Here is a 24512-nt window from a genome sequence, read left to right on the forward strand (position 1 = left end):
CCGGCAAGCAAGAACTGGCAGGCAAGGCGTCAGCCGCGCTCGGGGTACACCCGACGGAAAGTCAGATTGATGCGCGGGCCGACCGCGCACCGGGTCTTCGGCAAGGCGTGTCGGTACAGCTGCTGGCTGGGCCCGGACATCAGCAGCAGGTCACCCGCACCCAGTTCGATCGCATGGCGCGTGCCGTCATCGGTCTTCAGCAGGAAGCGCCGTGGATGGCCGAGACTGAGCGAGGCGATCAAGGGCGCCGGCCCCAGTTCCGGCTCGTCGTCGCGATGCCAGCCCATGCCGTCGGCGCCGTCGCGGTACAGATTGGCCAGCACGCTGTTGAAGTCGGCGCACAACGCCTCGTTCAGACGCGCGCGCAGTCCCGACAGGCTCGCTGTCCATGGATGCGGCAGGAAACGGGCGCCGGAATAACGGTACACCGCATCGGCATCGCCGATCCAGCAGGACAGCCGCGGCGAGGCGACTTCGCGGCCGAACAGGCGGATGCGATGCACCTCCCATGGCAGCCTCGCATGCAGCTGCGTGAACAGCGCGTCGGCCTCATCCAGCGGCACCCAGCCGCGCCTGAGCGCAATGCCGGGAAGTTCGATGTGTGCGCGTGTCGCCATCGCCTGCATGCTGCGGATTTGCCGGCCCGTGCGCAAACCCGGACAATCCGGGGCAGACGCGAGGAGTAAGCATGAACGAGCAGCAAGCGCCGGAAATCGAACGCGACATGATGGAATACGACGTGGTCACCGTCGGTGCCGGCCCGGCCGGGCTGGCCTTCGCCATCCGCCTGAAGCAGTTGCAGCCTGAGCTGTCGGTGTGCGTGATCGAAAAGGGCGCCAGCGTCGGTGCGCACATCCTGTCCGGTGCGGTGATCGAGCCGGGCCCGCTGGATGCGCTGCTGCCCGGCTGGCGCGAGAACCCGCCGCCGATCTGCGTGCCCGCGCGCGAGGACGAGTTCTGGCTGCTCAGCCGCAACGGCCAGCGCCGGCTGCCGCTGCCGCCGGGCATGAACAACCACGGCAATTTCATCGTCTCGCTGGGCGCGCTGTGCGCGTGGTTGGCGCCGCAGGCCGAAGCCCTGGGCGTGGAAGTGTTCCCCGGCTTCGCCGCCGCCGAGACCCTGCACGATGACAGCGGCAAGGTCATCGGCGTGCGCATCGGCGACATGGGCATCGCCAAGGACGGTTCGCACAAGCCCGGCTTCACCGCCGGCATCGACATCCACGCCAAGGTCACGGTGCTGGCCGAAGGCGCACGCGGTTCGCTGACCAAGCAGCTCGTCAAGCGCTTCGACCTGGATGCCGACAGCGACCCACAAAGCCATTCGATCGGCATCAAGGAGCTGTGGCAAGTCGATCCGGCCAAGCTCAGCCCCGGCAAGATCGTGCACAGCTTCGGCTGGCCGCTGGACAGCCGCACCTACGGCGGCAGCTTCGCCTACCACTTGGAGAACGGGCAGATCGCGGTCGGCTTCGTCAGCGGGCTGGACTACGCGGACCCGCAGTTCCGGCCGTGGGAAGCGTTCCAGCAATGGAAGGCACACCCGCTGATCCGCGAGGTGCTGGAAGGCGGGCAGATCCTGTCGGCCGGTGCCCGCGCCATCGTCACCGGCGGCTGGCAGTCGCTGCCCAAGGTGGAAATGCCCGGCGCGCTGCTGATCGGCGATGGCGCCGGCGTGCTCAACGTGCCCAAGGTCAAGGGCGTGCACCAGTCGATGCGCTCGGCGATGCTGGCCGCCGAACACCTGGCCGCGAACGAGCTGGCCAGCAGCGGCTTCGATGCGAAATTGCGCGACTCGGAAGTGATGCGCGAGTTGCACAAGGTGCGCAACATCAAGCCCGGCTTCAAGCGCGGGCTGTGGTGGGGCATGGCCAATGCCGCTTGGGAAACCGCATTGGGCGGGCGCTCGCCATGGACGCTCAAGCAGAAGGCCGACCATGCCGCGCTGGACAAACTGGGCAGCGCCGAGCCCGATCGCGACTGGGTCAGCCCGCGCAACCTGCCGCCGCGCGACCGCCTGGCCGGCGTGTTCTTCGCCAGCACCGTGCATGACGAAGACCAGCCGGTGCACCTGAAGGTGGCCGACACCGACATCTGCGCCACCCGCTGCGTCGAGGAATACGACAACCCCTGCACCCGCTTCTGCCCGGCCGCGGTGTACGAGATGGTCGAGGACAGCAGCCAGCCGCACGGCAAGCGCCTGCAGATCAACGCCGCCAACTGCGTGCACTGCAAGACCTGCGACATCAAGGACCCCTACCAGATCATCAACTGGGTCACCCCCGAAGGCGGCAGCGGGCCGAATTACCAGAACCTGTGAGCATGCGGGCAGGACCGCAGGCACGTCGATGCCCTCCTTGCGTTCGCGGCTGAGCGACCGGCTGTTCCGCATCCTGCGTGCGGGCTTCCGCCGGTTGCCGATCGGCGAATCCACGCGTGACCGCTGGCGCGAGGCGTTCTTCGAGCGCTTTCCGCGCATCCGTCCCTCGCGCCGGCAGGCGCTGGCCACCGCGGCAACGCCGCGCGTCGCGCCGACGTATGGTGGCCCGGCAATCGGCACCGTCACGCATCACCGCATCACGCTGCCGAACCCCCTGCCCGCCCGCGTGGTGGCGTTCTACCTGCCGCAATTCCATCCGATCCCGGAGAACGATGCGGCCTGGGGCGAGGGCTATACCGAGTGGCGCGCGGTAAAGGCCGCGACCCCGGACTTCGACACCCACGTCCAGCCGCGCCTGCCGGGCGCACTGGGTGCCTATGACCTGCGCGAGATCGAGGTCATGCGCCGTCAGGCGAGCCTGGCCCGTGATTACGGCATCAGCGCATTCTGCTTCTACTTCTACTGGTTCCATGGCCGCACACTGCTGGAGCAGCCGCTGCTGCAATGGCTGGATGCCGGCGACATCGACCTCGCGTTCTGCCTGTGCTGGGCCAACGAAGCCTGGACCCGCACCTGGGATGGACGTGCAGGCGACGTGTTGATCCCGCAGTCGCATGATGCCGCGGATGATCTTGCCTTCATCGCGCACGTGGCGCGTTACCTGCGTGATCCGCGTTGCCTGCGGGTGGATGGCAAGCCGGTGCTGCTGGTCTATCGCCCCGGAAAGCTGCCGGATGCACGCGCCACCGCCGCGCGCTGGCGCGCGTGGTGCCGCGACAACGGCATCGGCGAGATCCACCTTGCCTACACACAGTCCTTCGAGCGGCCCGATCCGCACGAGATCGGTTTCGACGCTGCGGTGGAGTTTCCGCCCAACCTTGCCCGCCCCGCCGACATCACCCAGGACCAGGTGTTCACCGATGCCGGCTTCAGTGGCGAAGTGCTCGACTGGCGCGATCTGCCGCGGCACTTCCTGACCAAGCCGCCACCGGCGTATCCGCTGCATCCGGCGGTGAATTGCGGCTGGGACAACGCGCCACGCCGTCCCGGCCGCGGCCGCAGCCTGCTGCATGCCGCGCCGCGCCGCTACCGCGACTGGCTGCGCGCCACCATTGAGCAGCGATTGCCGGTCCTGCGCGAGCGCGGTGCGGACGACCTGGTGTTCGTCAATGCGTGGAACGAATGGGGCGAAGGCGCGGTGCTGGAGCCGGATGCACGACTGGACCATGCCTGGCTCGATGCGACGCGCGCTGCCCTGCTGCCGCCTCCGGCAACGCCGGCCACGCACGATGCCTGCGCGATCCTCCATGCCTGGCATGTCGAGCTGCTGCCCGAGCTGCTGCGCAGCGTGCTCGACACCGGCCTGCACTGGCGCATCGTGATCACCACCGGCGAGGATCGTGTCGCTGCCGTGCATGAGGTGGCAGAGCAATTCCGCACGCATGCCAATGCCGCGGACATCGAGATCATTGCCGGTGAAAACCGCGGCCGCGACATCCTGCCGTTTCTGCGCGTCGCCAACCGCCTGTTCGACGAAGGCGAGGACGTGGTGCTGAAACTGCATACCAAGCAGTCACCGCATCGCCGCGATGGCGATCAATGGCGGCGCGAGTTCCTGGAAACGATGGTGCATCCGGCGCAGGCGCGCAGCATCGCCGACGCGTTCGCCGCCGATGCGCGGCTCGGCATGGTGGTTCCCGCGCAACAGCTGCCGCCGATGCAGTTCTACTGGGGTGCCAACGCCGAGCGCGTGCACTGGCTGCTGCGCCGCCTCGGCATGGCGCCGCTGGACATGGAGCATGGTCGTTTCGCTGCCGGCAGCATGTTCTGGTGCCGGCTTTCCGCGCTGCGACCCCTGCTCGATGCACATCTGGAAGAGGCCGAGTTCGAACCGGAATCGGGACAGGTCGACGGCACCCTCGCCCACGCGATCGAACGGATCATCGCCGCCTGCGTGACCCAGGGCGGCTTCGAACTCAGGTCATGGCCGCCCGATGCCGCCCTGCCCTCGCGGCATCGTTATGCGCAGATCGATTGAACTGAGCGCGAGTCCCGCCTGCGTGGGCGGGACGTGGCTCAGTGCACCGGCACGCCGGTCTTTTCCTTCACTTCCTCGGCGCTGACGCCATCGGCCAGTTCCACCAGCTTGAGGCCGGCATCGGTGATGTCGAACACGCCAAGGTCGGTGATGATGCGGCTGACAACGCCCACGCCGGTCAGCGGCAGGGTGCATTCGGGCAGGATCTTGGGTGCGCCGGTCTTGGTGGTGTGCTCCATCAGCACCACCACGCGCTTGACCCCGGCCACCAGGTCCATCGCCCCGCCCATGCCCTTGACCATCTTGCCCGGCACCATCCAGTTGGCCAGATCACCCTTGTCGGTGACTTCCATCGCGCCCAGGATGGCGAGGTCAATATGGCCGCCGCGGATCATCGCGAAGCTGTCGTGGCTGCCGAAGAAACTGGCGCCGGTCATCGCGGTCACGGTCTGCTTGCCGGCGTTGATCAGGTCGGCGTCGACCTCGTCCTCGGTCGGGAACGGGCCGATCCCGAGCAGGCCGTTCTCGCTTTGCAGCCACACTTCCATGCCCTCGGGGATATGGTTGGCGACCAGCGTCGGCAGGCCGATGCCGAGGTTCACGTAGGCGCCGTCACTCAGTTCGCGGGCGGCGCGTTGCGCCATCTGTTCACGGGTCCAGGCCATCAGTTCGCTCCTCGCACGGTGCGCTGTTCGATGCGCTTCTCGGGGTTGGGATTGACCACGATGCGGTCGACGTAGATGCCCGGCAGGTGCACCTGGTCCGGATCGATGCTGCCGGTTTCGACCAGCTCCTCGACCTCGACGATGCAGACCTTGCCGGCCATGGCGCAGGCCGGGTTGAAGTTGCGTGCGGTCTTGCGGAACAGCAGGTTGCCGGCACGGTCGGCCTTCCACGCCTTGACCAGCGCCACGTCGGCGATCAACGCGGTTTCCAGCACGTAATGGCGGCCGTCGAACTCGCGGGTTTCCTTGCCTTCGGCGACCACCGTGCCGTAGCCGGTGGCGGTGAAGAATGCGGGAATGCCGGCGCCGCCGGCACGCAGGCGCTCGGCCAGGGTGCCCTGCGGATTGAACTCCAGCTCCAGCTCGCCGGCCAGGTACTGGCGCTCGAACTCCTTGTTCTCGCCCACGTAGGACGCGACCATCTTGCTGATCTGCCGGGTTTCCAGCAGCTGACCGAGACCGAAGCCATCGACCCCGGCATTGTTGGAAATCACCGTCAGCCCGGTGACACCCGAATCACGCAACGCTTCGATCAGCGCCTCGGGAATGCCACACAGGCCGAAGCCGCCCACGGCGAAGGTCTGGCCATCGGCCACCACGTCGGCCAACGCGGCCGTTGCATCGGAATACAGCTTGTTTTGGCTCATCGAACGGGCCCCGGGATTCGTGGACACACAGTCTAGCCTGCCGGCCATGGCGTTTCGGCGGCACTGGACGAAGGTACGATGCCGCTCAGCTGCGACCGTACACGTCGTCCAGCCGTTCGATATCGTCCTCGCCCAGATAGTCGCCGGACTGCACTTCGATCAATTCCACCGGCACATCGGTGGTGTTGCGCAGGCGGTGCACGCTGCCCTGCGGGATATAGGTGCTCTGGTTGGCGTGCAGTTGAAATACGCAGTCGCCACAAGTCACTTCGGCGCTGCCGCGAACCACGATCCAGTGCTCGGCGCGGTGCTGGTGGCGCTGCAGGCTGAGCGCGGCGCCAGGCTTGATCAGGATGCGTTTGGCCTGGAAGCCCGGACCCTTGGCAAGCAGGTCGTAATGGCCCCAGGGCCGGTGGACCTGGCGATGCTGCAGGTGCTCGCAGCGGCCCTGCGCCTGCAGCGCATCGACCAGCGATTTGACGTCCTGCGCGCGCTCGCGATGCGTGACCAGCACGGCATCGGCGGTGTCCACCACCACCAGGTCGCGCACACCGAGCGTGGCGATCATGCGCCCATCGGCGGCTTGCAGATAACTGTCGCGGGTATCCATGGCAAGGGTGTCGCCGGTCTGCGAGTTCCCCTGCGCATCCTTGGCACCCACATCCCACAGCGACGACCACGATCCGATGTCACTCCAACCGCAATCCACCGGCACCACCACCGCGTTGCCGGCGCGCTCCATCACCGCGTAGTCGATCGAGTCGGCGGGGCTGGCGGCGAATGCTTCGGCATCGACACGGATGAAGTCCAGGTCGGCACGCGCCTGCTGCAGGCCGGCGCGGGCGGCGTCCAGCATTGCCGGCGCATGCTCGGCCAGGGCATCAAGGTAACTTTGCGCACGGAACAGGAACATGCCCGAGTTCCATGCGTAGTCACCGCTGGCCAGGTACTGCCGCGCACGCTCGGCATCGGGCTTTTCGATGAATGCCTCGATCCGATGCACGCCCGGTTCCAGCACGTCACCCACACGGATGTAGCCGTAGCCGGTTTCCGCATGCGAGGGCGCGATGCCGAATGTCACCAGCGCCCCGGCCCGGGCCTGCGGCAAGCCGGCCTGCACCGCTTGCCGGAATGCGGCCTCATCCTCGATCACGTGGTCGGCCGGCAGCACCAGCAGCAGCGCGTCCGGGGTGTCCGCCACCACATGCAGCGCCGCCAGCGCGATCGCCGGCGCGGTGTTGCGGGCCACCGGCTCGAGCAGGATGCCGCTGCCGGCAAGGTTCATCGCCTGCAACTGCTCGGCCACGAGGAAGCGATGCGCCTCCGCGCACACGGTCAATACCGGCCGCGTGCCGGGAATCGCGGCGGCCCGTCGCGCGGTGGCCTGGAACAGGGTTTCCTCGCCGCTCAGGCGCAGGAACTGTTTGGGCATGTTGCGGCGCGAATACGGCCACAGCCGGGTTCCGCTGCCGCCACTGAGAATCACCGGAACAATCATCCGCGCATGATGCCGCGATTCGGCCATGCCTGCGTCCACGGCGAGCACCGCATCAAGGCGCGTTCAGCTCGTCGAGCACGGCGCCCAGCGCCACCTGCCAGTGCGGCAATTCCACGCCCCAATCGCGGCACAGGCGGGTGGTGTCCAGTACCGAGTAGGCCGGACGCCGTGCCGGCGTCGGGAATTCGGCGCTGGTGATGGGCATCACCAGCGGCTTGCGCGCGAGCATGCCGCGCTCGCATGCCTGCTCCATGATCGCCTGGGCAAAGCCGTGCCACGTGGTTTCACCGCCAGCGGTGAGATGCCAGGTGCCACTGCGGGACACACCCGTGCCGAGCACGTGGGCCGTGACATCGGCGATCAGTGCGGCCGGGGTCGGCGTCCCCCGCTGGTCTGCGACCACGCGCAGCTCATCACGCTCGCCCGCCAGGCGCAGCATGGTGCGCAGGAAATTGTGACCATGCGCGGCATAGACCCAGGCGGTGCGCAGGATCACGTGGCGAGCGCCGCTGGCACGGATCGCCTGTTCGCCAGCCAGCTTGCTGGCGCCGTAGACACCGAGCGGCGCGGTCGGTGCATCGGGCGCGTAGGGCTGCTGTGCCTGCCCATCGAACACATAATCCGTCGAGTAGTGCAGCAGCGGGATATCCTGTTCGCGACAGGCCGCGGCGATCTCGGCCACGGCCTCGCCATTCACCCGCATCGCCAAATCGCGTTCGGTTTCCGCCCGATCCACGGCGGTATAGGCCGCCGCATTGATCACCGCCTGCGGACGCATGCGCTCGACGAGGGCTGCCGCCATGCCCGGCTGCGCCAGATCGGCCTCTTCGCAGGCCGCGCCATCATCCAGGCGTCCATCGCGCGACGCACAGGCCACATCGAAGCCCTGTGCCGGCAACGCACGCCGACACTCGCGACCCACCTGGCCGTTGGCACCAAGCAGCAGCACCCTCATGGCACGAAGACCGGCAGCCGCTCCGGTGCCACGTCGGCCAGCAGGGGAGCGGCGGCATCCTTGGGCGAGAGTTGCGGCGCCGCGATCGGCCAGTCGATCGCCAGTTGCGGGTCATTCCAGGCGATATTGGCATCCGCCTGCGGGTCGTAGGTTTCGGTACACAGGTAAGTGAACAAGGTGTCGTCACGCAACGCCACGAAGCCGTGGGCGAAGCCCTCGGGAATCCAGAACTGGCGCCTGTTTTCCGCGCTCAGCAGCACCGCGGTCGATTGGCCGAAGGTCGGCGAGCCACGGCGGATGTCGACCGCCACATCCCATACCTCGCCCGCCAGCACCCAGACCAGTTTGCCCTGCGGCTTGGGCCACTGGTAATGCAGGCCGCGCAGCACGCCATGGCTGGACGACGAGACGTTGCCCTGCTTGAAGCTCAATGGCAGTCCCGATGCGTGCAGCTTGTCGACATTGAATGATTCGAAGAAAAACCCACGTTCGTCGGCGAACACGCGCGGCTCGAGGATCAGGCAGCCCGGCAAGTCGGTGGCGATGATGTTCATGGCACGAATCCGCGCTCGGGCAGGCTGATCAGGTAGCGACCATAGCCGTTCTTGGCCAGCGGCTCGGCCAGGGCGCGCAGGTCATCGTCACTGATCCAGCCATTGTTCCAGGCGATCTCCTCCGGGCAGCACACCCGCAGGCCCTGGCGTGCTTCGATCGTCTCGATGTAGTTGGACGCTTCCAGCAAGGATTGATGGGTACCGGTATCCAGCCAGGCATAGCCACGGCCGAGCTGCTCCAGGCGCAGCGAGCCTTCATCCAGATAGCACTTGTTGAGGTCGGTGATCTCCAATTCGCCACGCGGCGAGGGGGTGAGTGCGGCAGCGAACTCCGGCGCCCGCCCGTCGTAGAAATACAGGCCGGTGACCGCGTAGTGCGAACGCGGCTGCGCCGGCTTCTCCTCCAGCCCGATCACCCGGCCTTCGGCATCGAACTCGGCCACGCCATAGCGCTCGGGATCCTGCACCCAATAGCCGAACACGGTCGCGCCCTCGGTGCGGGCGTCGGCGCGCTTGAGCATCGCGGTCAGGCCCGGGCCATGGAAGATGTTGTCGCCCAACACCAGGCAGCTGGGTGCGCCATCGAGAAAATCGCGGCCGATGGTGAACGCCTGCGCCAGCCCATCCGGGCTCGGCTGCACCGCGTACTCGATGTGCATGCCCCACTGCGAACCATCGCCCAGCAAGCTCTTGAACAGGGCCTGCTCATGCGGGGTGTTGATGATCAGCACCTCGCGGATCCCCGCCAGCATCAGCACGCTGAGCGGGTAATAGATCATCGGCTTGTCGTACACCGGCAACAGCTGCTTGCTGATGCCCTGGGTGATGGGATAAAGCCGGGTGCCGGAGCCCCCGGCGAGGATGATGCCCTTGCGTTGCATGCCTGATGCGCCTCCTCAGCCTTGTCCGATCCGTTCCAGGCGGTAGCTGCCGTCCAGCACCCGCTGCACCCAGTCCTGGTTGGACAGATACCAGTCCACGGTGTCGGCGATGCCCTGCTCGAAGCTGTGCGCCGGCTCCCAGCCCAGCTCGGCGCGGATCTTGCCGGCGTCGATGGCATAACGGCGGTCATGGCCGGGCCGGTCCTTGACGTAGGTGATCTGCTCTTCGTACTTCCTGCCATCCTCGCGTGGACGCCTGGCATCAAGCAGGGCGCAGATCGTCTTCGCCACTTCGATGTTGCGCTTCTCGGCATTGCCGCCGACGTTGTACACCTCGCCCACCCGGCCACCGGCCAGCACCGCGCGGATCGCCGTACAGTGATCGCCGACGTACAGCCAGTCGCGCACATTGCGGCCATCACCGTAGATCGGCAACGGCTCGCCCGCGATCGCCTTGGCGATGATCAGCGGGATGAGCTTTTCCGGGAACTGGTACGGGCCGTAGTTGTTCGAACAGTTGGTGGTCAGCACCGGCAGCCCGTAAGTATGGTGAAACGCACGCACCAGGTGGTCCGAGGCGGCCTTGGAAGCCGAATACGGCGAGTTCGGAGCATAGGCGGTTTCTTCGGTGAACAAGCCGGTCTCACCCAACGAGCCGTAGACCTCGTCGGTGGACACGTGCAGGAAGCGGAAGGCGTCCCGCTTCACTTCGTCCAGAGACTTCCAGTAATCGCGCACCGCCTCCAGCAGCGCCAAGGTGCCGACCACATTGGTCTGCACGAACGCTGCCGGTCCGTCGATCGAGCGGTCCACATGGCTCTCGGCGGCGAAATTGATCACCGCATCCGGCTGGTGTTCGTCCAGCAACCGGGTGACCAGCTCGCCATCACCGATGTCGCCATGCACGAACACATGCTGCGGATTCCCCCCCAGCGAGGCCAGCGTGTCGAGGTTGCCGGCATAGGTCAGGGCATCAAGGTTGACCACCTTGATCCCGTCGCGCACGGCCTGCAGCACGAAGTTGCCACCGATGAAGCCGGCGCCACCTGTTACCAACCACGTATCCATCACTTGCTTCCTGATCATCCGAGGCGGCATTGTAATCGGCTGCTCATGGGCGCGTTCGTCTCCGTTAGAATGAGGCGCTTGCATTCGTGATTCCGAAGGCTGCACGCCCATGAAAATCCTCGTCGGTTACAAGCGCGTCATCGACGCCAACGTCCGCGTCCAGGTCAAGCCCGACGGTTCGGGCGTGGTCACCCAGGGCGTGAAGCTCTCGCCCAATCCGTTCGATGACATCGCGCTGGAGGAAGCCCTGCGCCTGCGCGATGCCGGCCATGCCGGCGAAGTGATCGTCGCCAGCATCGCCCCGGCCGACGCCCAGCCGCATCTGCGCAATGGCCTGGCCATGGGCGCGAACCGCGCCATCCACGTGGTCAGCGACGAGGCGGTACAGCCACTCACCGCCGCGCGCATCCTGCTCAAGCTGATCGAGAAGGAGCAGCCCGGACTGGTGCTGCTGGGCAAGCAGGCGATCGACGATGACGCCAACCAGACCGGGCAGATGCTGGCCACGCTGTGGCGCCGCCCGCAGGCGACCTTCGCCAGCAAGGTGGTGGTCGAAGGCGAAAAAGCCACCGTCACCCGTGAAGTGGACGCCGGCCTGGAAACGCTGGAAGTGGACCTGCCGGCGGTGATCACCACCGACCTGCGCCTGAACGAGCCGCGCTTCATCAAGCTGCCGGACATCATGAAGGCCAAGAGCAAGCCGCTGGAAACCCTCGCCCTGGCCGACCTGGGCGTGGCGCCGGGCCATGCGCTGGAAACCACCCACTACGCGCCGCCGGCGCAGCGCAGCCGCGGGATCATGGTCAAGGATGCGGCCGAGCTGGTCGCCAAGCTCAAAGAGAAGGGGTTGCTGTGATGTCCAAGGTCCTGATCGTCGCCGAACACGCCGGCGGCGCCCTCAACGCCGCCACCGCCAAGTGCGTCTCCGCGGCCAAGGCATTCGCGCCCGAAGCCATCGACATCGTGGTGCTGGCCGCCGACCCGACCGCCGTCGCCGCCGAAGCCGCGCAGATCGACGGCGTCGGCAAGGTGCTGGCCGTGGCCCATGCCGCCAACGAACACACCATCGCCCAGCTGCTGGCGCCGCAGGTCGCCAAGCTGGCCGAAGGCTGCAGCCACGTGTTCGGCCCCAGCACCACCTTCGGCAAGGACCTGATGCCATGCGTGGCCGCGCTGCTTGGCGTCGGCCAGGTCTCGGACATCATGGCGGTGGACGATGCGCACACCTTCAAGCGCCCGATCTATGCCGGCAACGCCATCATCACGGTGAAGGCGCCGACCGACGCGCCGGTGGTCGCCACCGTGCGCAGCGCCTCATGGCCGGAAGCGGCCAAGGGCGGCAACGCCAGCGTCGAGAACGTCAGCGTCGAGGCCGAGCTGCCCGGCCACACCCGCTTCGTCGGGCTGGAAGCGGCCAGCTCTGACCGCCCCGACCTGCAGGCCGCCAGGCGCGTGGTCTCCGGCGGTCGCGGCGTCGGCAGCGCCGAGAACTTCAAGATCATCTACGAGTTCGCCGACAAGCTCGGTGCCGGCGTCGGCGCATCGCGCGCCGCGGTCGATGCCGGCTACGTGCCCAACGACATGCAGGTCGGCCAGACTGGCAAGATCATCGCCCCCGAGCTGTACATCGCCATCGGCATCTCCGGCGCGATCCAGCACCTGACCGGGATCAAGGACGCCGGCACCATCGTCGCCATCAACAAGGACCCGGACGCGCCGATCTTCGAGATCGCCGACATCGGGTTGGTGGGGGATTTGTTCCAGATCTTGCCAGAGCTGCAGTCCAACATTTAACCGACCCATGTCTGTCGAACCAATGCCCCACCGGCACGAGAGTGCACCAATACAGCCTGCGGTACCCGACACTCTGATTTCGGTGGTCTCACCTATTTACGGCTGCCGGGGCTGCCTGGAGGACTTGGTCGACTCCATAAGCAAGCATGTCGGCAGCATAACGCCGGCGTTCGAGATCATCCTCGTGGATGACGCCAGTCCAGACGCGGCATGGCCACGCATCCTCGAACTTTCACAGACCCACCCCGTCGTGCGCGGACTGCGCCTGGCCCGAAACTTCGGCCAACACTCGGCGATCTCGGCAGGCATCGAAGCGACACGCGGACGATGGGTGGTGGTGATGGACTGCGATCTTCAGGATCCACCAAACGCCATTCCCGCATTGTTCGAGCACGTCACTGCGCAGAATCTCGACGTGGTCTTCGCGCGTCGCATGAACCGCAAGGATTCGGGTCCCAAGCGACTGTCCTCCTGGGCTTTCTTCAAGGTGTTGAGCTGGATGACAGGCGCTCCTCAGGACCCCAGCACCGCCAATTTCGGGATTTTCCACCGACGGGTCATCGACACCATCAACCGCATGCCTGAGCGCGACCGCTCCTTCCCGCTGATGGTCAAATGGGCAGGTTTCAAGCACGGCACCCTTGATGTCGAGCACGCGGCGCGGGGCGAAGGCAACAGCAGCTACACGCTGCGCAAACTGCTGCGCTTGGCCACTGGCATCATCCTCGGCTACTCCGAGAAGCCTCTGAAGCTGGTGGCCTATGCGGGACTTGCCTGTGCAAGCGCCTCGTTCCTGATGGTCGCCTACGCCATCGTCAGTTGGTTCGAAGGCAATACCAGCGTGCTGGGTTACACGTCGCTGATGGCTTCGATCTGGCTGATCGGTGGCCTGTTGCTGTTCAGTCTAGGCGTGGTTGGGCTGTACGTCGGCCAAGTTTTCCGCAACGTGCAGGGGCGCCCCTACTACGTGATAGCCGAAGACACCAGGGACGGCAAATGAGCAACACATCCACGTGCCAGCTTGAGGCGGGTGGCTGTTCGCTTCAGGTGCGGCTCACACCTTGGGACGAGCGCGCACTGGGCATGCGCACTGCGGAAATCCTGGCTCTCGCAGCAACTTCTGACCAAACCACCACGCACATACGCGAACTTCTGGGGAGGGCCGAGGACTGGGCCCGACAACAACAAGCCGGATATCTGTTCGGCCGGTTCGATGCCAACCACGCAGAGACGAAGCAGGCAGTGCTGGGCTGTGGCTTCACCATCGTCGAATGTTCATTGGCGCTGTCCAAGGCAGGCTTCGCCGGATTGCCGCCGGTTCCGAGCGGCATGCGTCCCACCATGCGCCCGGCGGTTCCCGAGGATATTCCGGTTTTGGCCGAAATCGCTCGTGTGGATTTCGACCACGGACGTTTCCTGGAGGATCCGGCAATTCCCCGTGAACTGGCTGCCGAACGTTCTGCCAACTGGATCTCCGATCTGGTGTGCCAAGGGCTTGCCCAAGTGGCGATGTCCCGCGGACAATGCATCGGCTTCCATGCCGAACAGGTTGATTGGGAGGAGCGCCATGCCGATCTGATCCTGACTGGCACCGCTTCAGCCTATGCCATGCTCTCACTGCCACTGTGGACGGTTGCCCTGCAATCACTCCACCAGCGCGGCGTGACTCGATGTTCCACGCTCATTTCAGCGGCCAATACCGGAGTACTGAACCTGTACTCACGGCTTGGCTTCCATTTCGACGCCACCTTGATGGGATACCGGAAATTCCTGTGAACGAATCACCAACCAATGACCCACTGGTGCAGGCCTTTGCTTCCGTGCTCGGCCTGCCTGCCTCCGACATCACCAATGACCTGAAGTACGCGACGATCCCGCAGTGGGACTCGATCGCCCACATGTCGATCATCGCCGCACTGGAAGAAGCATTCGGGATCATGATCGACATGGAAGACGTGATCGACATGAATACCGTGGGCATGGCCCGCAACATCGTGGCCAAGTACCTGTCCTGACATGCAAGCTTCACCTCCGGTCATCCTGGTCACCGGCGCGAGCCGGGGCATCGGCCGCGCGGTGGCTCTGAGTGTCGCCGCAAGCGGTGCGCGCCTGGCGTTGATCGCCCGCGACACGCAGGCGCTCGAAAGCACGACGTCGGCTTGTCGGGATGCCGGAGCGGCGGAAGTCTGGGCAAGCCCGCTGGACCTGGCCGATGTCGATGCGATCTCTGCCATGTTCCGCGATTTGTCCGGCCGCTTCGGCCAGCTGGACGGGCTGGTCAACAATGCCGGCATCTTGCACGAAGGCCTGCTGGGCATGATCCGCCCTGACGACATCGACCGAGTGCTGGCGATCAACGTCCGCGCACCATTGATGCTGATGCAGCTGGCCGCGCGGATCATGAGCCGCCGCAAGCAGGGCAGCGTCGTCAATGTGGTGTCCATCATGGGCAGTCAGGGTGCTGCCGGACTGACCCTGTATTCAGCCAGCAAGGCCGCGTTGATCGGCGCGACACGCGCAGCGGCAAAGGAGCTGGCGCCGCGCGGCATCCGGGTAAATGCCGTGGCCCCGGGCTTCATCGACACCGACATGACCCGAGGCATGCCGGAGCAGGCGCATGCCAAGCGTGTTTCCTCGATAGGCATGGGTCGGCCCGGTCGCGCCGATGAAGTCGCCGATGTCATCACTTCCCTGCTAGGCCCGCAGTTCGGCTACGTCACCGGGCAGGTCATCGGCATTGACGGGCAGATGTCGGTATGAGCGCCTTTTGGCAACTCGAGACGCACCCGGCCGAGCACATTGCGCTGGTCGAGGCAGAGCGCAACTGGACTTACGCACAGCTGGCTGCGCTGGCCGACCATTGGATGGCACAACTTCCGGATGGCCCGGGTTTGGGCCTGTTGGCCATGCCCAATACCGCTTCGGCAATCGCCCTGTACCTGGCCTGTTTGCGCAGTGGCCGACAGGTACCGCTGCTGCTGCAGCCGGGCATGGATCCGGCACTGCTGGCCGATTTGGTCGCACATTACCAGCCGGACTGGATCGCGTTGCCGGAGCATGACCACGTGCCTGGCCAAGCGGTCCGGCAGCACGCGCACCAGGGCATGCAGCTGCATCATCTGTCCGCGTCGGCAGAACACCCGGCACTGCATCCCGAACTGGGGCTGCTGCTGAGCACTTCCGGCAGCACCGGATCCGCCAAGCTGGTGAGGCTCTCGCGTGAAGGGCTGGCCGCCAATTCACGAGCCATCGTTGAATACCTGGGCCTCACCCACGAGGACCGCGCCATCACCACCTTGCCGCTGGCCTATTCCTACGGCATGTCGATTCTCAACAGCCACCTGCAGGCCGGTGGCTCGCTGGTACTGACCGACGCACCACTCGTCAGCCGCGAATTCTGGACCCTGGCGCGCACGCACGGCATCACATCGCTGTCCGGCGTACCGGCGACCTTCGAGATGTTGCGCCGGGTCGGTCTGCAGCAGCATGGACTGGATCGCCTCCGCATGCTCACCCAAGCGGGCGGCAAGCTGCGCGATGCGATGGTCGAGCACTTCGCCAAGCTGGGCAGTCAGTCAGGGGTTTCCTTTTTCGTGATGTATGGCCAGACCGAAGCATCGCCACGGATCAGCTATCTGCCGCCGGACCGGCTGCCCGGCAAGATCGGCAGCATCGGCATCGCCATTCCGGGCGGCGATCTTTCACTGCACCCGGAGACCGGCGAACTGGTGTATCGCGGCCCGAACGTGATGCTCGGCTACGCCGGGAACCGGCAGGATCTCGCACTTGGCGATGTGCTTCAGGGCGTCCTGCACACCGGCGACCTGGCTCGACGCGACGACGACGGTTTCTACTACATCACGGGTCGAGCCAAGCGCTTCATCAAGCTCTCAGGCAACCGCGTCAATCTCGACGAAGTCGAGGCCCTGCTCTCCGCCGAGTACGCCACCCACGTCGCCTGCAGCGGGCGCGACGACAGGCTGCTGGTGTTCCTGCCGACCGATGCAGGCATCGACGAAAGCACCGTCAAGCAGTTCCTGCAACTGCGCCTGCGGATATTCTCCGGGCTGGTTCGGGTGCACGGCATCCAGGCCCTGCCCACGCTTTCCAATGGCAAGATCGACTACAACGCCCTGATGCAGATCGAAGAGTCCGGCACATGACCATGCCCCAGACCGAGTCTCCTCTGGATATCGAGGTCTTTTCGATTGGCCGCGAAGACAAGCGCACGTGGTTGCGTGATGGTCTGGATGCCCTGACTCGCCATCACCAGGCTCGTTGCGCGCCCTACGGCAACATGCTTCAAGCGCTATGGCCCCGTGCAGGGCAGTCCGATTCGCTGGAAGCGGTGCCTTGGCTGCCGGTGCGTCTGTTCAAACTCCTTGACCTCAAGAGCATCCCCGACGACGCGGTCAGTCGCACCTTGGTCTCAAGCGGCACGACCGGAGCGGCGGTCTCTCGCATTTACTTGGACGCCGATACCGCCCGTTCACAAGCCAAGGCCTTGGCTCGCATTTTTTCGCACTTCGCCGGCGGCAAGCGCTTGCCAATGCTCGTGCTGGACAACAACGGCTTCATGCGTGACCGCAGTCGCTTCAATGCACGCGCCGCCGGCATCCTCGGCTTTTCCAATTTCGGTCGCGACCACCACTACTTGATGGATGAGCAGTTGCAACCGGATTGGGATGGTCTTCGCAGGTGGCTGGAGAAGGTCGGCGACCAACCGCTGCTGCTGTTCGGTTTCACCTTCATTGTCTGGCAGTCGATCGTCATGGCTGCACGCCGGGATGGCATTAAGCTGCCACTGCCACAAGACAGTCTTCTGGTACATGGAGGCGGATGGAAGAAAATGGAGGAGGCCAAGGTCGACAACGCCACATTCAAGGCTGCGCTGGAAGAAACCTTCAACCTGCGCCGCGTCCACAATTACTACGGCATGGTCGAGCAGGTCGGTTCGATCTTCTTCGAGTGCGAACACGGCCGGTTGCACGCCCCGGCTTATGCCGATGTCATCGTCCGCGACGAACGCACCCTGGAGCCTGTCGCGCATGGACAGCCCGGCATCGTCCAGGTACTGAGCCTGCTGCCGCGCAGCTACCCGGGCCACAGCATTCTCACCGAGGACCTGGGCGTGATCCATGGCGAAGACGATTGCGCCTGTGGTCGGCTGGGCAAGCACTTCAGCATCCTCGGACGCATCCGCAATGTGGAGATGCGCGGCTGCAGCGATACCCGGACGATGCCGGCATGAGCACCTTGCTGTTTGCCGCCTCAGGGCATGATCTTCCCGATCAGCTCGAACGGATCAGCGCATTGCCGCCGTTGCAACCATTCAGTCCGGAAGCTCGCGAGTTCGTGGCCGAGTTTTCGCAACGCATCCTGAAGTTGCCACGACTCCGTGACTTCCCGGAACTGGCCACCCTCTCGCACTGGTTCCGCCCGGCCGCGATCAACAACATGGCCGAACGAGTCCAGGCTTCCGGCAGCGGCGTACGGATGGCTCGCGGCACGGTGTTCCACTTGGCCCCTTCCAACGTCGACGTACTGTTCGCCTACGCCTGGTTGATGTCGGTGCTGTGCGGCAACCGCAACGTGGCCCGGCTCTCGCAGAAGGGCGGCGCGCAGCGCGATAGCCTGCTTGGGCTGCTTGAGCAGATACGCGCCGAGTCGGGCCACCAATCCATCATTCAACGCAACCTGCTGCTCACCTACCCGCACGATGACAGCATCACGACGGCGATTTCGGCCCGTGCCCATGCGCGCATCATCTGGGGTGGAGATGCCACGGTGGCTCGGATCCGCTCGATCCCGCTGGCCCCGCTAGCTGTGGAGCTTGCCTTTGCCGATCGCTTCGGCGTCGCTGCATTCAAGGCCAGTGCCGTGGCCGAGATGGATGACGAGCAGCTTGAAAGATTTGCCCACCGCTTCTGCAACGACCTGCTGTGGTTCTCGCAACAGGCCTGCTCCTCGCCGCGCTCACTGTTCTGGATCGGCAGTGATCAGGAAATCGCTATGGCCAAACAGGTGTTCTGGCCTCGGGTGCATGCACAGGCACGCAGCTTCCAGGACGAAACCGCCGCGCTGATGCAACGTGTCACCGACAGCCACCTGCTTGCTGCCCAAGGCAAGATCGATGGCACGGATTGTGATTTCGCCGACTTCCCGCTGCCGCTTGCTGCCCTGCATGCCGACGGCAGCTCACGCGAGTTGCAGTCCGGATACGGACTGGTTGTCGAAGTCCCTCTGCAGGAGCTCCGGCAACTCGCTGCTCAGCTCGATGAACGTGACCAGACCCTTGTCCAGCACGGCTTTGACCGGCAGCAATTGGTCGAACTGCTGCAAGGCATTGGCAACCGCGCCATTGACCGCATCGTTCCCGTTGGCCGCGCACTGGATTTCGACAACGTCTGGGATGGTACCGATCTGTATCAGATCCTGACCCGACAAACGACACTGACCGGCTGTTGAGACCATGCCTTATTTCTTCATCGCCCTGACCATCCTGCTGACCGTCTACGGCCAGCTGGTGCTGAAGTGGCAGGCGGACATCAATGCCCAACTGTTGTCCACCCCGCTGGTCCCCACCAACATCATCATGCTGCTGCTCAAGCCTTGGGTCATCTCGGCATTCATCGCCGCATTCGGCGCTTCGATTTGCTGGATGGCTGCGATCAACAAGCTTCCCTTGAGCAAGGCCTACCCGTTCATGGCGATCAATTTCGTGCTGGTTGCCCTGATGGCCAGCGTGCTCTTTCAAGAGCGGCTGGATGGTTACAAGATCGCCGGCACGGCGATCATCATGCTGGGTGTTCTAGTGCTCTCCCGCTCCACAGCCTGATCCGATATTCCAAGCGAGGCCACAACTTGATCCCTTTCAACAAGCCGCATCTCACCGGCAACGAAATCCATAACATCGTCCAGGCACATGCCAACGGTCACCTTTCGGGAGACGGCGCCTTCACGCGCAAATGCCATGCCGCGCTGGAATCGATGACTGGCAGCCACAAGGCGCTGCTCACTCACAGTTGCACCGCTGCGCTGGAAATGGCCGCGCTGTTGATTGACCTCGAGCCAGGCGACGAAGTGATCATGCCGTCCTTCACCTTCGTATCCACCGCGAATGCATTCGTGCTGAGGGGCGCGGTGCCGGTATTCGTGGATATCCGCCCCGACACTTTCAACATCGACGAGCGGCTGATCGAGGCCGCCATCACCCCGCGTACCCGCGCGATCTGCGTGGTGCACTACGCAGGCGTGGGATGCGAGATGGACAGCATCATGGCGATTGCCGCCCGCTATGATCTGAAAGTCATCGAGGATGCCGCCCAAGCTATCCACTCCACCTACAAAGGACGGCCACTGGGCAGCATAGGCGACCTGGGGTGCTTCAGCTTCCACGAAACCAAAAACGTGATTTCCGGCGAAGGTGGCGCGCTGCTCATCAACGACCCGGCGATGGTCGAACGCGCCGAGATGATTCGTGAGAAGGGAACCAACCGCAGCCGCTTCTTCCGCGGTCAGGTCGACAAGTACACATGGATCGAGCATGGCTCATCCTTCCTGCCAGGCGAAATCACCGCTGCCTTCCTCTCTGCGCAGCTTGATGCGTCCGAAGACATCACCCGGCGCAGGCTGGCAATCTGGGATGCCTACCACGCATGGTCCCGATCACATGCAGAGGCGGGCACCATCACGCGTCCAATGATCCCGGGAGACTGCCGCCACAACGCGCACATGTACCAGTTGTTGCTGCCCAGCCTTGAGGCACGCACACGCTTCATCGAAGCAATGAAGGCCTCTGGTGTGCATACAGTGTTCCATTACGTGCCCTTGCACAGCTCACCTGCTGGAGAAAAGTTCGGTCGCGCTTCGGGAAGCCTGGAAGTTACCAACAACGTCAGCGAAAGGCTCGTGCGGCTTCCGTTGTGGCTCGGAGTCGAAGCACATCTGGACACCATTTTCGCGGCGGCCGACAACGCTCTTGCTGCAATCAGCGACGCCCACCAAAAGCAATGAACGTGCGATACCTGCCACCCGGCGCATGACTATAACTTTGCATCAATCCGAAGCACCTCTTGCCGGGGATTGCAGCAGGATAGGAAGCAAGACAGTCATGGGGCAAGATGCACTTGGACCCCATGCGCTGCATGCCTATCCACTGCTTCAAATGCCTGACACCCACAGCCTCAGCCGCCGCGACAGCCCGCTCAACTCTTCCTGAACGAATGCCTTCATCGACTGCACCGCCGGACCTGTCGGCGACGACACAGCTGGATCAACGCTCCCTGTACTGGATGGCGGCGTTGGTTCTGCCGCTGCTCGCATTGGCGAACGTGGCGCTGTACATCGCCTATGCCGGCAACCCTCTGCTGTCCTCGGATGCTTGGTACTTCGTTGACACGTTCCTACAAAAAGCGTATTCGGAAGGAGTGGGGGTTGTCGATTTTTACGTCAAACGTAGCAGCGACGACCACGCCCAACCTATCCAGAAACTGTTGCTTCTGGCCAACGCAAGATGGTTCAACCTTGACTTCGTCATTGAGTCATACGTGGGGTTGGTGTTGGCCCTGTTGACGTTCCTTGCAGCGTTCTCGCAGATGCGCAAGGGCGCTATCGAGGGCGGGCACTCGCACTTGCATTTCATTGTTACCACCGCAGCTGTCGCCGGCGTTCTGTTTTCGCTCAACAGCGGCATGGTCTTCAGCTGGTCTTTGGTCACTCTCGGCTTCATGTTGCCTCTGCTGCTGCTGCTTGCTGCGACAGCCGCATGGCATTTACTTGTCGATGGCCGTCTGATGCCGCTTGCGCTGGTGATGCTGCTGATCGCCTTCACCCAAGATAGTGGTGCCAGCCTCCTCGCCGCCGCACTGATCGGTGCTACCGTGTTGTATCGCCTGACGGGTCAGGCGAGTGGTTGGCGCAGACCAATGCTGACCATCCTTCTGGTCATCACTTCAATCCTGTTGTATACCGCACTCAGCAGCTGGTACCTGCACGGCGCCATGGGTTCTGCCCTAAGTGCTGATGGCGGCTCTGGGCAGGGTAACATCGGCCCTTCGCAATTGCTGCAGTTCACGAAGATCGTCTTGGCGACTTCCGTCGTACACATCAACCAATTGTTGCACTATTTCCCAAGCAAAGCCGACATCGTGCAAGCTGCGCTGGCACTGCTCGTGGCGCTGGCGCACGGCTGGTTCTGGTGGCGCGCGGCCATGGACCGCTGGAATATCACCACATTTTCCAGTGTCGCACTGATGCTCTTCAGCTATGCGGCAGCAGCCGGCATCTTTCTCGTTCGCGTTCCACAGTTCGGCGCCAACTACGCCAATGAGCCGCGCTATCCGCTGTTGTTTTCGCTATCGATCGTTGCAATTTTGATGATGACCGTGGCCGCAGGCCGGCATTCAAGCTGGCGACGCACGTTTCCCACCGTCGTCGCTGGATCCATCGTGCTGTTGCAGATTCCGTTGTCGCTCTTTACATGGAAAGAGGGCGCGTATCTGCAAGCGTATTATCACCAAATGGCTGCACAGATGATTATGCTCGGCGACGCACCCGAATCCACCCCCGAGCAATGCTTGCCCATGCTCGTCATCTGCAACGCCTCCCAAGAGGAACGTAAAATGTTGATCAATTTCCTCAAGACGTATCAGCTGAACGCCTACTCGACATCGGTAATGGATAGATACCAGCTATCCCCACGGCACCCAGAACTTGACGATTGATACGTCTGCACGACGTGGCTGGACGCTTGGACAGCAGTCCTCATGGCACATGACTATTGGAAAGAAAGGAATGAAGAAGAGCCTGCTTGCCTCCACCCTTGCACTACTGGCTACCGCATGCTTTCGCGAGCCAAATCCTGCAACTGAAACCATTGTCAGCGCCGAAGCGCCGACTGCGCAAGCCATCGAAAGTCCGGCAACGGAAGTCGAGAACTGTCGCTTCTGCGCCCGGCCTTCAACCGTTCGCGAATGCGATGTCGCAAACGGTGTCGCCACCACACTGCATTGGCATCTCCCCGAGCTAAGCGGTCAGGCAATCGGTATTTTCGTCAGTGACGAAAATGGCGCTGACCAACCTTTTGCAGAACAACCTGCTGATGCTGGCAGCATCCAGACCGGACCGTGGCTGCGCCCGGGCTTGCGGTTTCGTCTGAAGTCGCAAACTGGTGAGCAACTCGAGGAAATCACGATCACCGGCGTTGGCTGCTGAATTCGGTGTTTTCCGCCACCATCTCCAAAAGCTTTCGCACCTCAACCCATGAAATCTTGATGAGCCAACCCGTCAGAAAAGTCCTCGTCGCATTCGGCACCCGGCCCGAGGCAATCAAGATGGCCCCGGTCGTGCATGCGCTGCAGGCTGACCCACGTGCCGAAGTGGTGGTTTGCGTCACGGCACAGCATCGGCAGATGCTGGACCAGGTACTGGAACTGTTCGGTATCGTCCCGGACGAGGATCTTGGCGTGATGCAACCCAACCAGTCGTTGCCGCAACTTTTTTCACGGCTGCTGGAGGGCATGAGCGATGCGATTGCATGGCATCAGCCAGACGCCGTGCTGGTCCATGGCGACACCAGCACCACGCTCGCCTCTGCCATGGCAGCGTTCTACAACCGTGTGCCGGTCGGCCACGTCGAAGCCGGACTGCGCACTGGCGATTTGGCCGCGCCATGGCCGGAGGAAGCGAACCGGCGCCTGACCGCACCCCTGTCGCGCTGGCATTTCGCACCGACCGCGGGTGCCAGAGCCAATCTGCTGGCTGAAGGATTCCCCGACAAGAGCATCGAAGTCACCGGCAACACCGTGATCGATGCATTGCTGCAGGTCACTCAGCGTCTTGCACACGACACGGAACTGACCAACAGCATGGCAGACCGCTTCCCCTTCCTGGATCCCGGCAAGCGGATGATTCTGGTCACCGGACATCGCCGCGAAAATTTTGGGGATGGGATGGAGCAGATATGTCTGGCGCTCAAATCTTTGGCCAAGCGTGATGACGTGCAACTAGTCTATCCGGTCCACCTGAACCCGAACGTCCAAGCGCCGGTCAAGCGCCATCTTGATGGGCTGGACAACGTCCACCTGATTGCACCGCAGGACTATCTGCCCTTCGTCTACTTGATGAGCCGCTCGAGCCTGATCATCACCGACTCCGGTGGCATTCAGGAAGAAGCGCCATCCTTGGGCAAGCCTGTCCTTGTCATGCGCGATACCACCGAACGCCCGGAGGCCGTTGAAGCCGGCACGGTAAAACTGGTCGGTGCGCGCGCGCGCAGCATCGTTGGAGAGGCCAGTCGACTTCTGGACGATACCTCCGAATACGATCGGATGTCTCAAGCCCACAACCCGTACGGTGACGGCATGGCGGCACAACGTATCACCGAATCACTACTGGGATCGCCGAGCACAGCCGTGGAAAGACGTTGATAGCGCGTGCTTAGCCTGGACTTTCAACAGGTGCCAGGGAGAAAGATTGCTAACTACTTTCGCTGCCGTCGCATTCTGGCGGTCGCGTTGCACGCGTACATCGTGTTTTTCACTCCGAGGATCGTGGGTGTCTGTAGTTCAACGGTGCCCAAGAAGACTACCGGCATTGTCGCAATTTTCTCCGATTCCGATACTAACGGCTGATATGTAGAGCACCGCTTTGCGTGGCATCTTCATCCTCACCATCACCGCGTCGAGCTCCACCCACGAAGAAGCACAGTTACAGGAGAGGCGGGACTGGACTTGCTGATGCACGATACCATCGAGTCATCCGAGACAGTCGATGTCGGCACAACAAGCCTTGGCAAGACCGGCAATACGCATATCGCTACACATGTCTCCCTAGTACCAGATGTCGATGTTCAATAAGAGAGTAATTTAAAGTACACAACCCTTAGGGGTGTTGCAGGACAAGTCAGCCTGTATCAGCAGACTGGTATAAGCGTCCCGTAATACTGCATTCTCAAACCGTACCCGACCATC

At 63.6% G+C, this 24512-nt stretch carries 24 protein-coding genes; 16 read left to right on the forward strand and 8 right to left on the reverse strand.

From position 1 onward, the window contains the following. Positions 1-29: 29 nt before the first annotated feature. The gene (locus ACW11F_RS09815; RefSeq protein WP_456996721.1) at positions 30-617 is read right to left on the reverse strand and encodes an alpha-ketoglutarate-dependent dioxygenase AlkB family protein; all 588 of its coding nucleotides are present in this window, start codon (positions 615-617) and stop codon (positions 30-32) included. A gap of 71 nt (positions 618-688) precedes the next feature. Between ACW11F_RS09815 and ACW11F_RS09820 the strand changes: the two genes are divergently transcribed. Beyond that, positions 689-2320 carry an electron transfer flavoprotein-ubiquinone oxidoreductase gene (locus tag ACW11F_RS09820; RefSeq protein ID WP_456996722.1) on the forward strand — a complete coding sequence of 544 codons (1632 nt, stop codon included), beginning with the start codon at positions 689-691 and terminating at the stop codon, positions 2318-2320. A 28-nt stretch (positions 2321-2348) separates the two neighbouring features. After that, the gene (locus tag ACW11F_RS09825; RefSeq protein ID WP_456996723.1) at positions 2349-4418 is read left to right on the forward strand and encodes a glycoside hydrolase family 99-like domain-containing protein; all 2070 of its coding nucleotides are present in this window, start codon (positions 2349-2351) and stop codon (positions 4416-4418) included. Positions 4419-4456: 38 nt separating this feature from the next. On the opposite strand, the gene ACW11F_RS09830 is transcribed toward ACW11F_RS09825, so the two are convergent. From ACW11F_RS09830 to rfbB, 7 genes are all read right to left on the reverse strand, one after another. Continuing rightward, complete coding sequence (locus ACW11F_RS09830) at positions 4457-5083, reverse strand: CoA transferase subunit B (protein WP_456996724.1); 627 nt, start codon at positions 5081-5083, stop codon at positions 4457-4459. Then, the gene (locus ACW11F_RS09835) at positions 5083-5790 is read right to left on the reverse strand and encodes a CoA transferase subunit A (protein WP_456996725.1); all 708 of its coding nucleotides are present in this window, start codon (positions 5788-5790) and stop codon (positions 5083-5085) included. The genes ACW11F_RS09830 and ACW11F_RS09835 overlap by 1 nt, the downstream gene beginning before the upstream one ends. 85 nt (positions 5791-5875) lie before the next feature. Continuing rightward, positions 5876-7288: a mannose-1-phosphate guanylyltransferase/mannose-6-phosphate isomerase gene (locus ACW11F_RS09840; protein ID WP_456997091.1), complete on the reverse strand. Its 1413-nt coding sequence runs from the start codon at positions 7286-7288 to the stop codon at positions 5876-5878. A gap of 52 nt (positions 7289-7340) precedes the next feature. Continuing rightward, positions 7341-8243, reverse strand: a complete 903-nt coding sequence (gene rfbD, locus ACW11F_RS09845) for a dTDP-4-dehydrorhamnose reductase (RefSeq protein ID WP_456996727.1) — start codon at positions 8241-8243, stop codon at positions 7341-7343. Beyond that, positions 8240-8797 (reverse strand): dTDP-4-dehydrorhamnose 3,5-epimerase, encoded by a 558-nt coding sequence (rfbC, locus tag ACW11F_RS09850; protein ID WP_456996728.1) that lies wholly within the window; start codon positions 8795-8797, stop codon positions 8240-8242. Before rfbC ends, rfbD begins: the two co-directional genes overlap by 4 nt. After that, positions 8794-9678: a glucose-1-phosphate thymidylyltransferase RfbA gene (rfbA, locus tag ACW11F_RS09855; protein WP_456996729.1), complete on the reverse strand. Its 885-nt coding sequence runs from the start codon at positions 9676-9678 to the stop codon at positions 8794-8796. The genes rfbC and rfbA overlap by 4 nt, the downstream gene beginning before the upstream one ends. A gap of 15 nt (positions 9679-9693) precedes the next feature. Continuing rightward, positions 9694-10746 (reverse strand): dTDP-glucose 4,6-dehydratase, encoded by a 1053-nt coding sequence (gene rfbB, locus ACW11F_RS09860; RefSeq protein ID WP_456996730.1) that lies wholly within the window; start codon positions 10744-10746, stop codon positions 9694-9696. Between the two features lie 109 nt (positions 10747-10855). Between rfbB and ACW11F_RS09865 the strand changes: the two genes are divergently transcribed. The 14 genes from ACW11F_RS09865 (at position 10856) to wecB (ending at position 23969) form a co-directional block, all read left to right on the forward strand. Continuing rightward, the gene (locus tag ACW11F_RS09865; RefSeq protein ID WP_456996731.1) at positions 10856-11602 is read left to right on the forward strand and encodes an electron transfer flavoprotein subunit beta/FixA family protein; all 747 of its coding nucleotides are present in this window, start codon (positions 10856-10858) and stop codon (positions 11600-11602) included. Continuing rightward, positions 11602-12540: an electron transfer flavoprotein subunit alpha/FixB family protein gene (locus tag ACW11F_RS09870; protein ID WP_456996732.1), complete on the forward strand. Its 939-nt coding sequence runs from the start codon at positions 11602-11604 to the stop codon at positions 12538-12540. The genes ACW11F_RS09865 and ACW11F_RS09870 overlap by 1 nt, the downstream gene beginning before the upstream one ends. A gap of 82 nt (positions 12541-12622) precedes the next feature. Beyond that, entirely contained in the window at positions 12623-13540 is a 918-nt protein-coding gene (locus ACW11F_RS09875; RefSeq protein WP_456996733.1) for a glycosyltransferase family 2 protein, read from the forward strand. Further along, positions 13537-14316 (forward strand): GNAT family N-acetyltransferase, encoded by a 780-nt coding sequence (locus ACW11F_RS09880; RefSeq protein WP_456996734.1) that lies wholly within the window; start codon positions 13537-13539, stop codon positions 14314-14316. The genes ACW11F_RS09875 and ACW11F_RS09880 overlap by 4 nt, the downstream gene beginning before the upstream one ends. After that, positions 14313-14555: an acyl carrier protein gene (locus ACW11F_RS09885; RefSeq protein WP_456996735.1), complete on the forward strand. Its 243-nt coding sequence runs from the start codon at positions 14313-14315 to the stop codon at positions 14553-14555. The genes ACW11F_RS09880 and ACW11F_RS09885 overlap by 4 nt, the downstream gene beginning before the upstream one ends. 1 nt (position 14556) lies before the next feature. Continuing rightward, positions 14557-15300: an SDR family NAD(P)-dependent oxidoreductase gene (locus ACW11F_RS09890; protein ID WP_456996736.1), complete on the forward strand. Its 744-nt coding sequence runs from the start codon at positions 14557-14559 to the stop codon at positions 15298-15300. Then, positions 15297-16703 (forward strand): AMP-binding protein, encoded by a 1407-nt coding sequence (locus tag ACW11F_RS09895; protein WP_456996737.1) that lies wholly within the window; start codon positions 15297-15299, stop codon positions 16701-16703. The genes ACW11F_RS09890 and ACW11F_RS09895 overlap by 4 nt, the downstream gene beginning before the upstream one ends. After that, a complete protein-coding gene (locus ACW11F_RS09900; protein ID WP_456996738.1) occupies positions 16700-17791 on the forward strand; it encodes a LuxE/PaaK family acyltransferase in 1092 nt (363 codons plus the stop codon). Before ACW11F_RS09895 ends, ACW11F_RS09900 begins: the two co-directional genes overlap by 4 nt. Then, positions 17788-19008 carry an acyl-CoA reductase gene (locus ACW11F_RS09905; RefSeq protein ID WP_456996739.1) on the forward strand — a complete coding sequence of 407 codons (1221 nt, stop codon included), beginning with the start codon at positions 17788-17790 and terminating at the stop codon, positions 19006-19008. Before ACW11F_RS09900 ends, ACW11F_RS09905 begins: the two co-directional genes overlap by 4 nt. 4 nt (positions 19009-19012) lie before the next feature. After that, positions 19013-19378: an EamA family transporter gene (locus ACW11F_RS09910; protein ID WP_456996740.1), complete on the forward strand. Its 366-nt coding sequence runs from the start codon at positions 19013-19015 to the stop codon at positions 19376-19378. Between the two features lie 26 nt (positions 19379-19404). Then, complete coding sequence (gene rffA, locus ACW11F_RS09915) at positions 19405-20556, forward strand: dTDP-4-amino-4,6-dideoxygalactose transaminase (protein ID WP_456996741.1); 1152 nt, start codon at positions 19405-19407, stop codon at positions 20554-20556. Positions 20557-20834: 278 nt separating this feature from the next. After that, positions 20835-22265, forward strand: coding sequence for a hypothetical protein (locus ACW11F_RS09920; protein ID WP_456996742.1), 1431 nt, complete (start codon positions 20835-20837; stop codon positions 22263-22265). A gap of 70 nt (positions 22266-22335) precedes the next feature. Beyond that, positions 22336-22755 (forward strand): hypothetical protein, encoded by a 420-nt coding sequence (locus tag ACW11F_RS09925; protein WP_456996743.1) that lies wholly within the window; start codon positions 22336-22338, stop codon positions 22753-22755. A 59-nt stretch (positions 22756-22814) separates the two neighbouring features. Beyond that, on the forward strand, positions 22815-23969 hold the full coding sequence (wecB, locus tag ACW11F_RS09930) for a non-hydrolyzing UDP-N-acetylglucosamine 2-epimerase (RefSeq protein WP_456996744.1): 1155 nt from the start codon (positions 22815-22817) through the stop codon (positions 23967-23969). Positions 23970-24512 lie beyond the last annotated feature (543 nt).

Source organism: Luteimonas sp. e5, assembly GCF_054031035.1.

What these genes read in the sequence shown, in the direction of transcription:
- ACW11F_RS09900 (WP_456996738.1), top strand. Translation starts at nt 16,700, where the DNA reads ATGACCATGCCCCAGACCGAGTCTCCTCTGGATATCGAGGTCTTTTCG.
- ACW11F_RS09825 (WP_456996723.1), top strand. Translation starts at nt 2,349, where the DNA reads ATGCCCTCCTTGCGTTCGCGGCTGAGCGACCGGCTGTTCCGCATCCTG.
- ACW11F_RS09890 (WP_456996736.1), top strand. Translation starts at nt 14,557, where the DNA reads ATGCAAGCTTCACCTCCGGTCATCCTGGTCACCGGCGCGAGCCGGGGC.
- ACW11F_RS09820 (WP_456996722.1), top strand. Translation starts at nt 689, where the DNA reads ATGAACGAGCAGCAAGCGCCGGAAATCGAACGCGACATGATGGAATAC.
- ACW11F_RS09840 (WP_456997091.1), bottom strand. Translation starts at nt 7,288, where the DNA reads ATGATTGTTCCGGTGATTCTCAGTGGCGGCAGCGGAACCCGGCTGTGG.
- ACW11F_RS09910 (WP_456996740.1), top strand. Translation starts at nt 19,013, where the DNA reads ATGCCTTATTTCTTCATCGCCCTGACCATCCTGCTGACCGTCTACGGC.
- ACW11F_RS09880 (WP_456996734.1), top strand. Translation starts at nt 13,537, where the DNA reads ATGAGCAACACATCCACGTGCCAGCTTGAGGCGGGTGGCTGTTCGCTT.
- rfbD (WP_456996727.1), bottom strand. Translation starts at nt 8,243, where the DNA reads ATGAGGGTGCTGCTGCTTGGTGCCAACGGCCAGGTGGGTCGCGAGTGT.
- ACW11F_RS09925 (WP_456996743.1), top strand. Translation starts at nt 22,336, where the DNA reads ATGAAGAAGAGCCTGCTTGCCTCCACCCTTGCACTACTGGCTACCGCA.
- ACW11F_RS09920 (WP_456996742.1), top strand. Translation starts at nt 20,835, where the DNA reads ATGGCGGCGTTGGTTCTGCCGCTGCTCGCATTGGCGAACGTGGCGCTG.
- ACW11F_RS09865 (WP_456996731.1), top strand. Translation starts at nt 10,856, where the DNA reads ATGAAAATCCTCGTCGGTTACAAGCGCGTCATCGACGCCAACGTCCGC.
- rfbC (WP_456996728.1), bottom strand. Translation starts at nt 8,797, where the DNA reads ATGAACATCATCGCCACCGACTTGCCGGGCTGCCTGATCCTCGAGCCG.
- wecB (WP_456996744.1), top strand. Translation starts at nt 22,815, where the DNA reads ATGAGCCAACCCGTCAGAAAAGTCCTCGTCGCATTCGGCACCCGGCCC.
- ACW11F_RS09870 (WP_456996732.1), top strand. Translation starts at nt 11,602, where the DNA reads ATGTCCAAGGTCCTGATCGTCGCCGAACACGCCGGCGGCGCCCTCAAC.
- ACW11F_RS09835 (WP_456996725.1), bottom strand. Translation starts at nt 5,790, where the DNA reads ATGAGCCAAAACAAGCTGTATTCCGATGCAACGGCCGCGTTGGCCGAC.
- ACW11F_RS09815 (WP_456996721.1), bottom strand. Translation starts at nt 617, where the DNA reads ATGGCGACACGCGCACACATCGAACTTCCCGGCATTGCGCTCAGGCGC.
- ACW11F_RS09895 (WP_456996737.1), top strand. Translation starts at nt 15,297, where the DNA reads ATGAGCGCCTTTTGGCAACTCGAGACGCACCCGGCCGAGCACATTGCG.
- rfbA (WP_456996729.1), bottom strand. Translation starts at nt 9,678, where the DNA reads ATGCAACGCAAGGGCATCATCCTCGCCGGGGGCTCCGGCACCCGGCTT.
- rfbB (WP_456996730.1), bottom strand. Translation starts at nt 10,746, where the DNA reads ATGGATACGTGGTTGGTAACAGGTGGCGCCGGCTTCATCGGTGGCAAC.
- ACW11F_RS09905 (WP_456996739.1), top strand. Translation starts at nt 17,788, where the DNA reads ATGAGCACCTTGCTGTTTGCCGCCTCAGGGCATGATCTTCCCGATCAG.
- ACW11F_RS09830 (WP_456996724.1), bottom strand. Translation starts at nt 5,083, where the DNA reads ATGGCCTGGACCCGTGAACAGATGGCGCAACGCGCCGCCCGCGAACTG.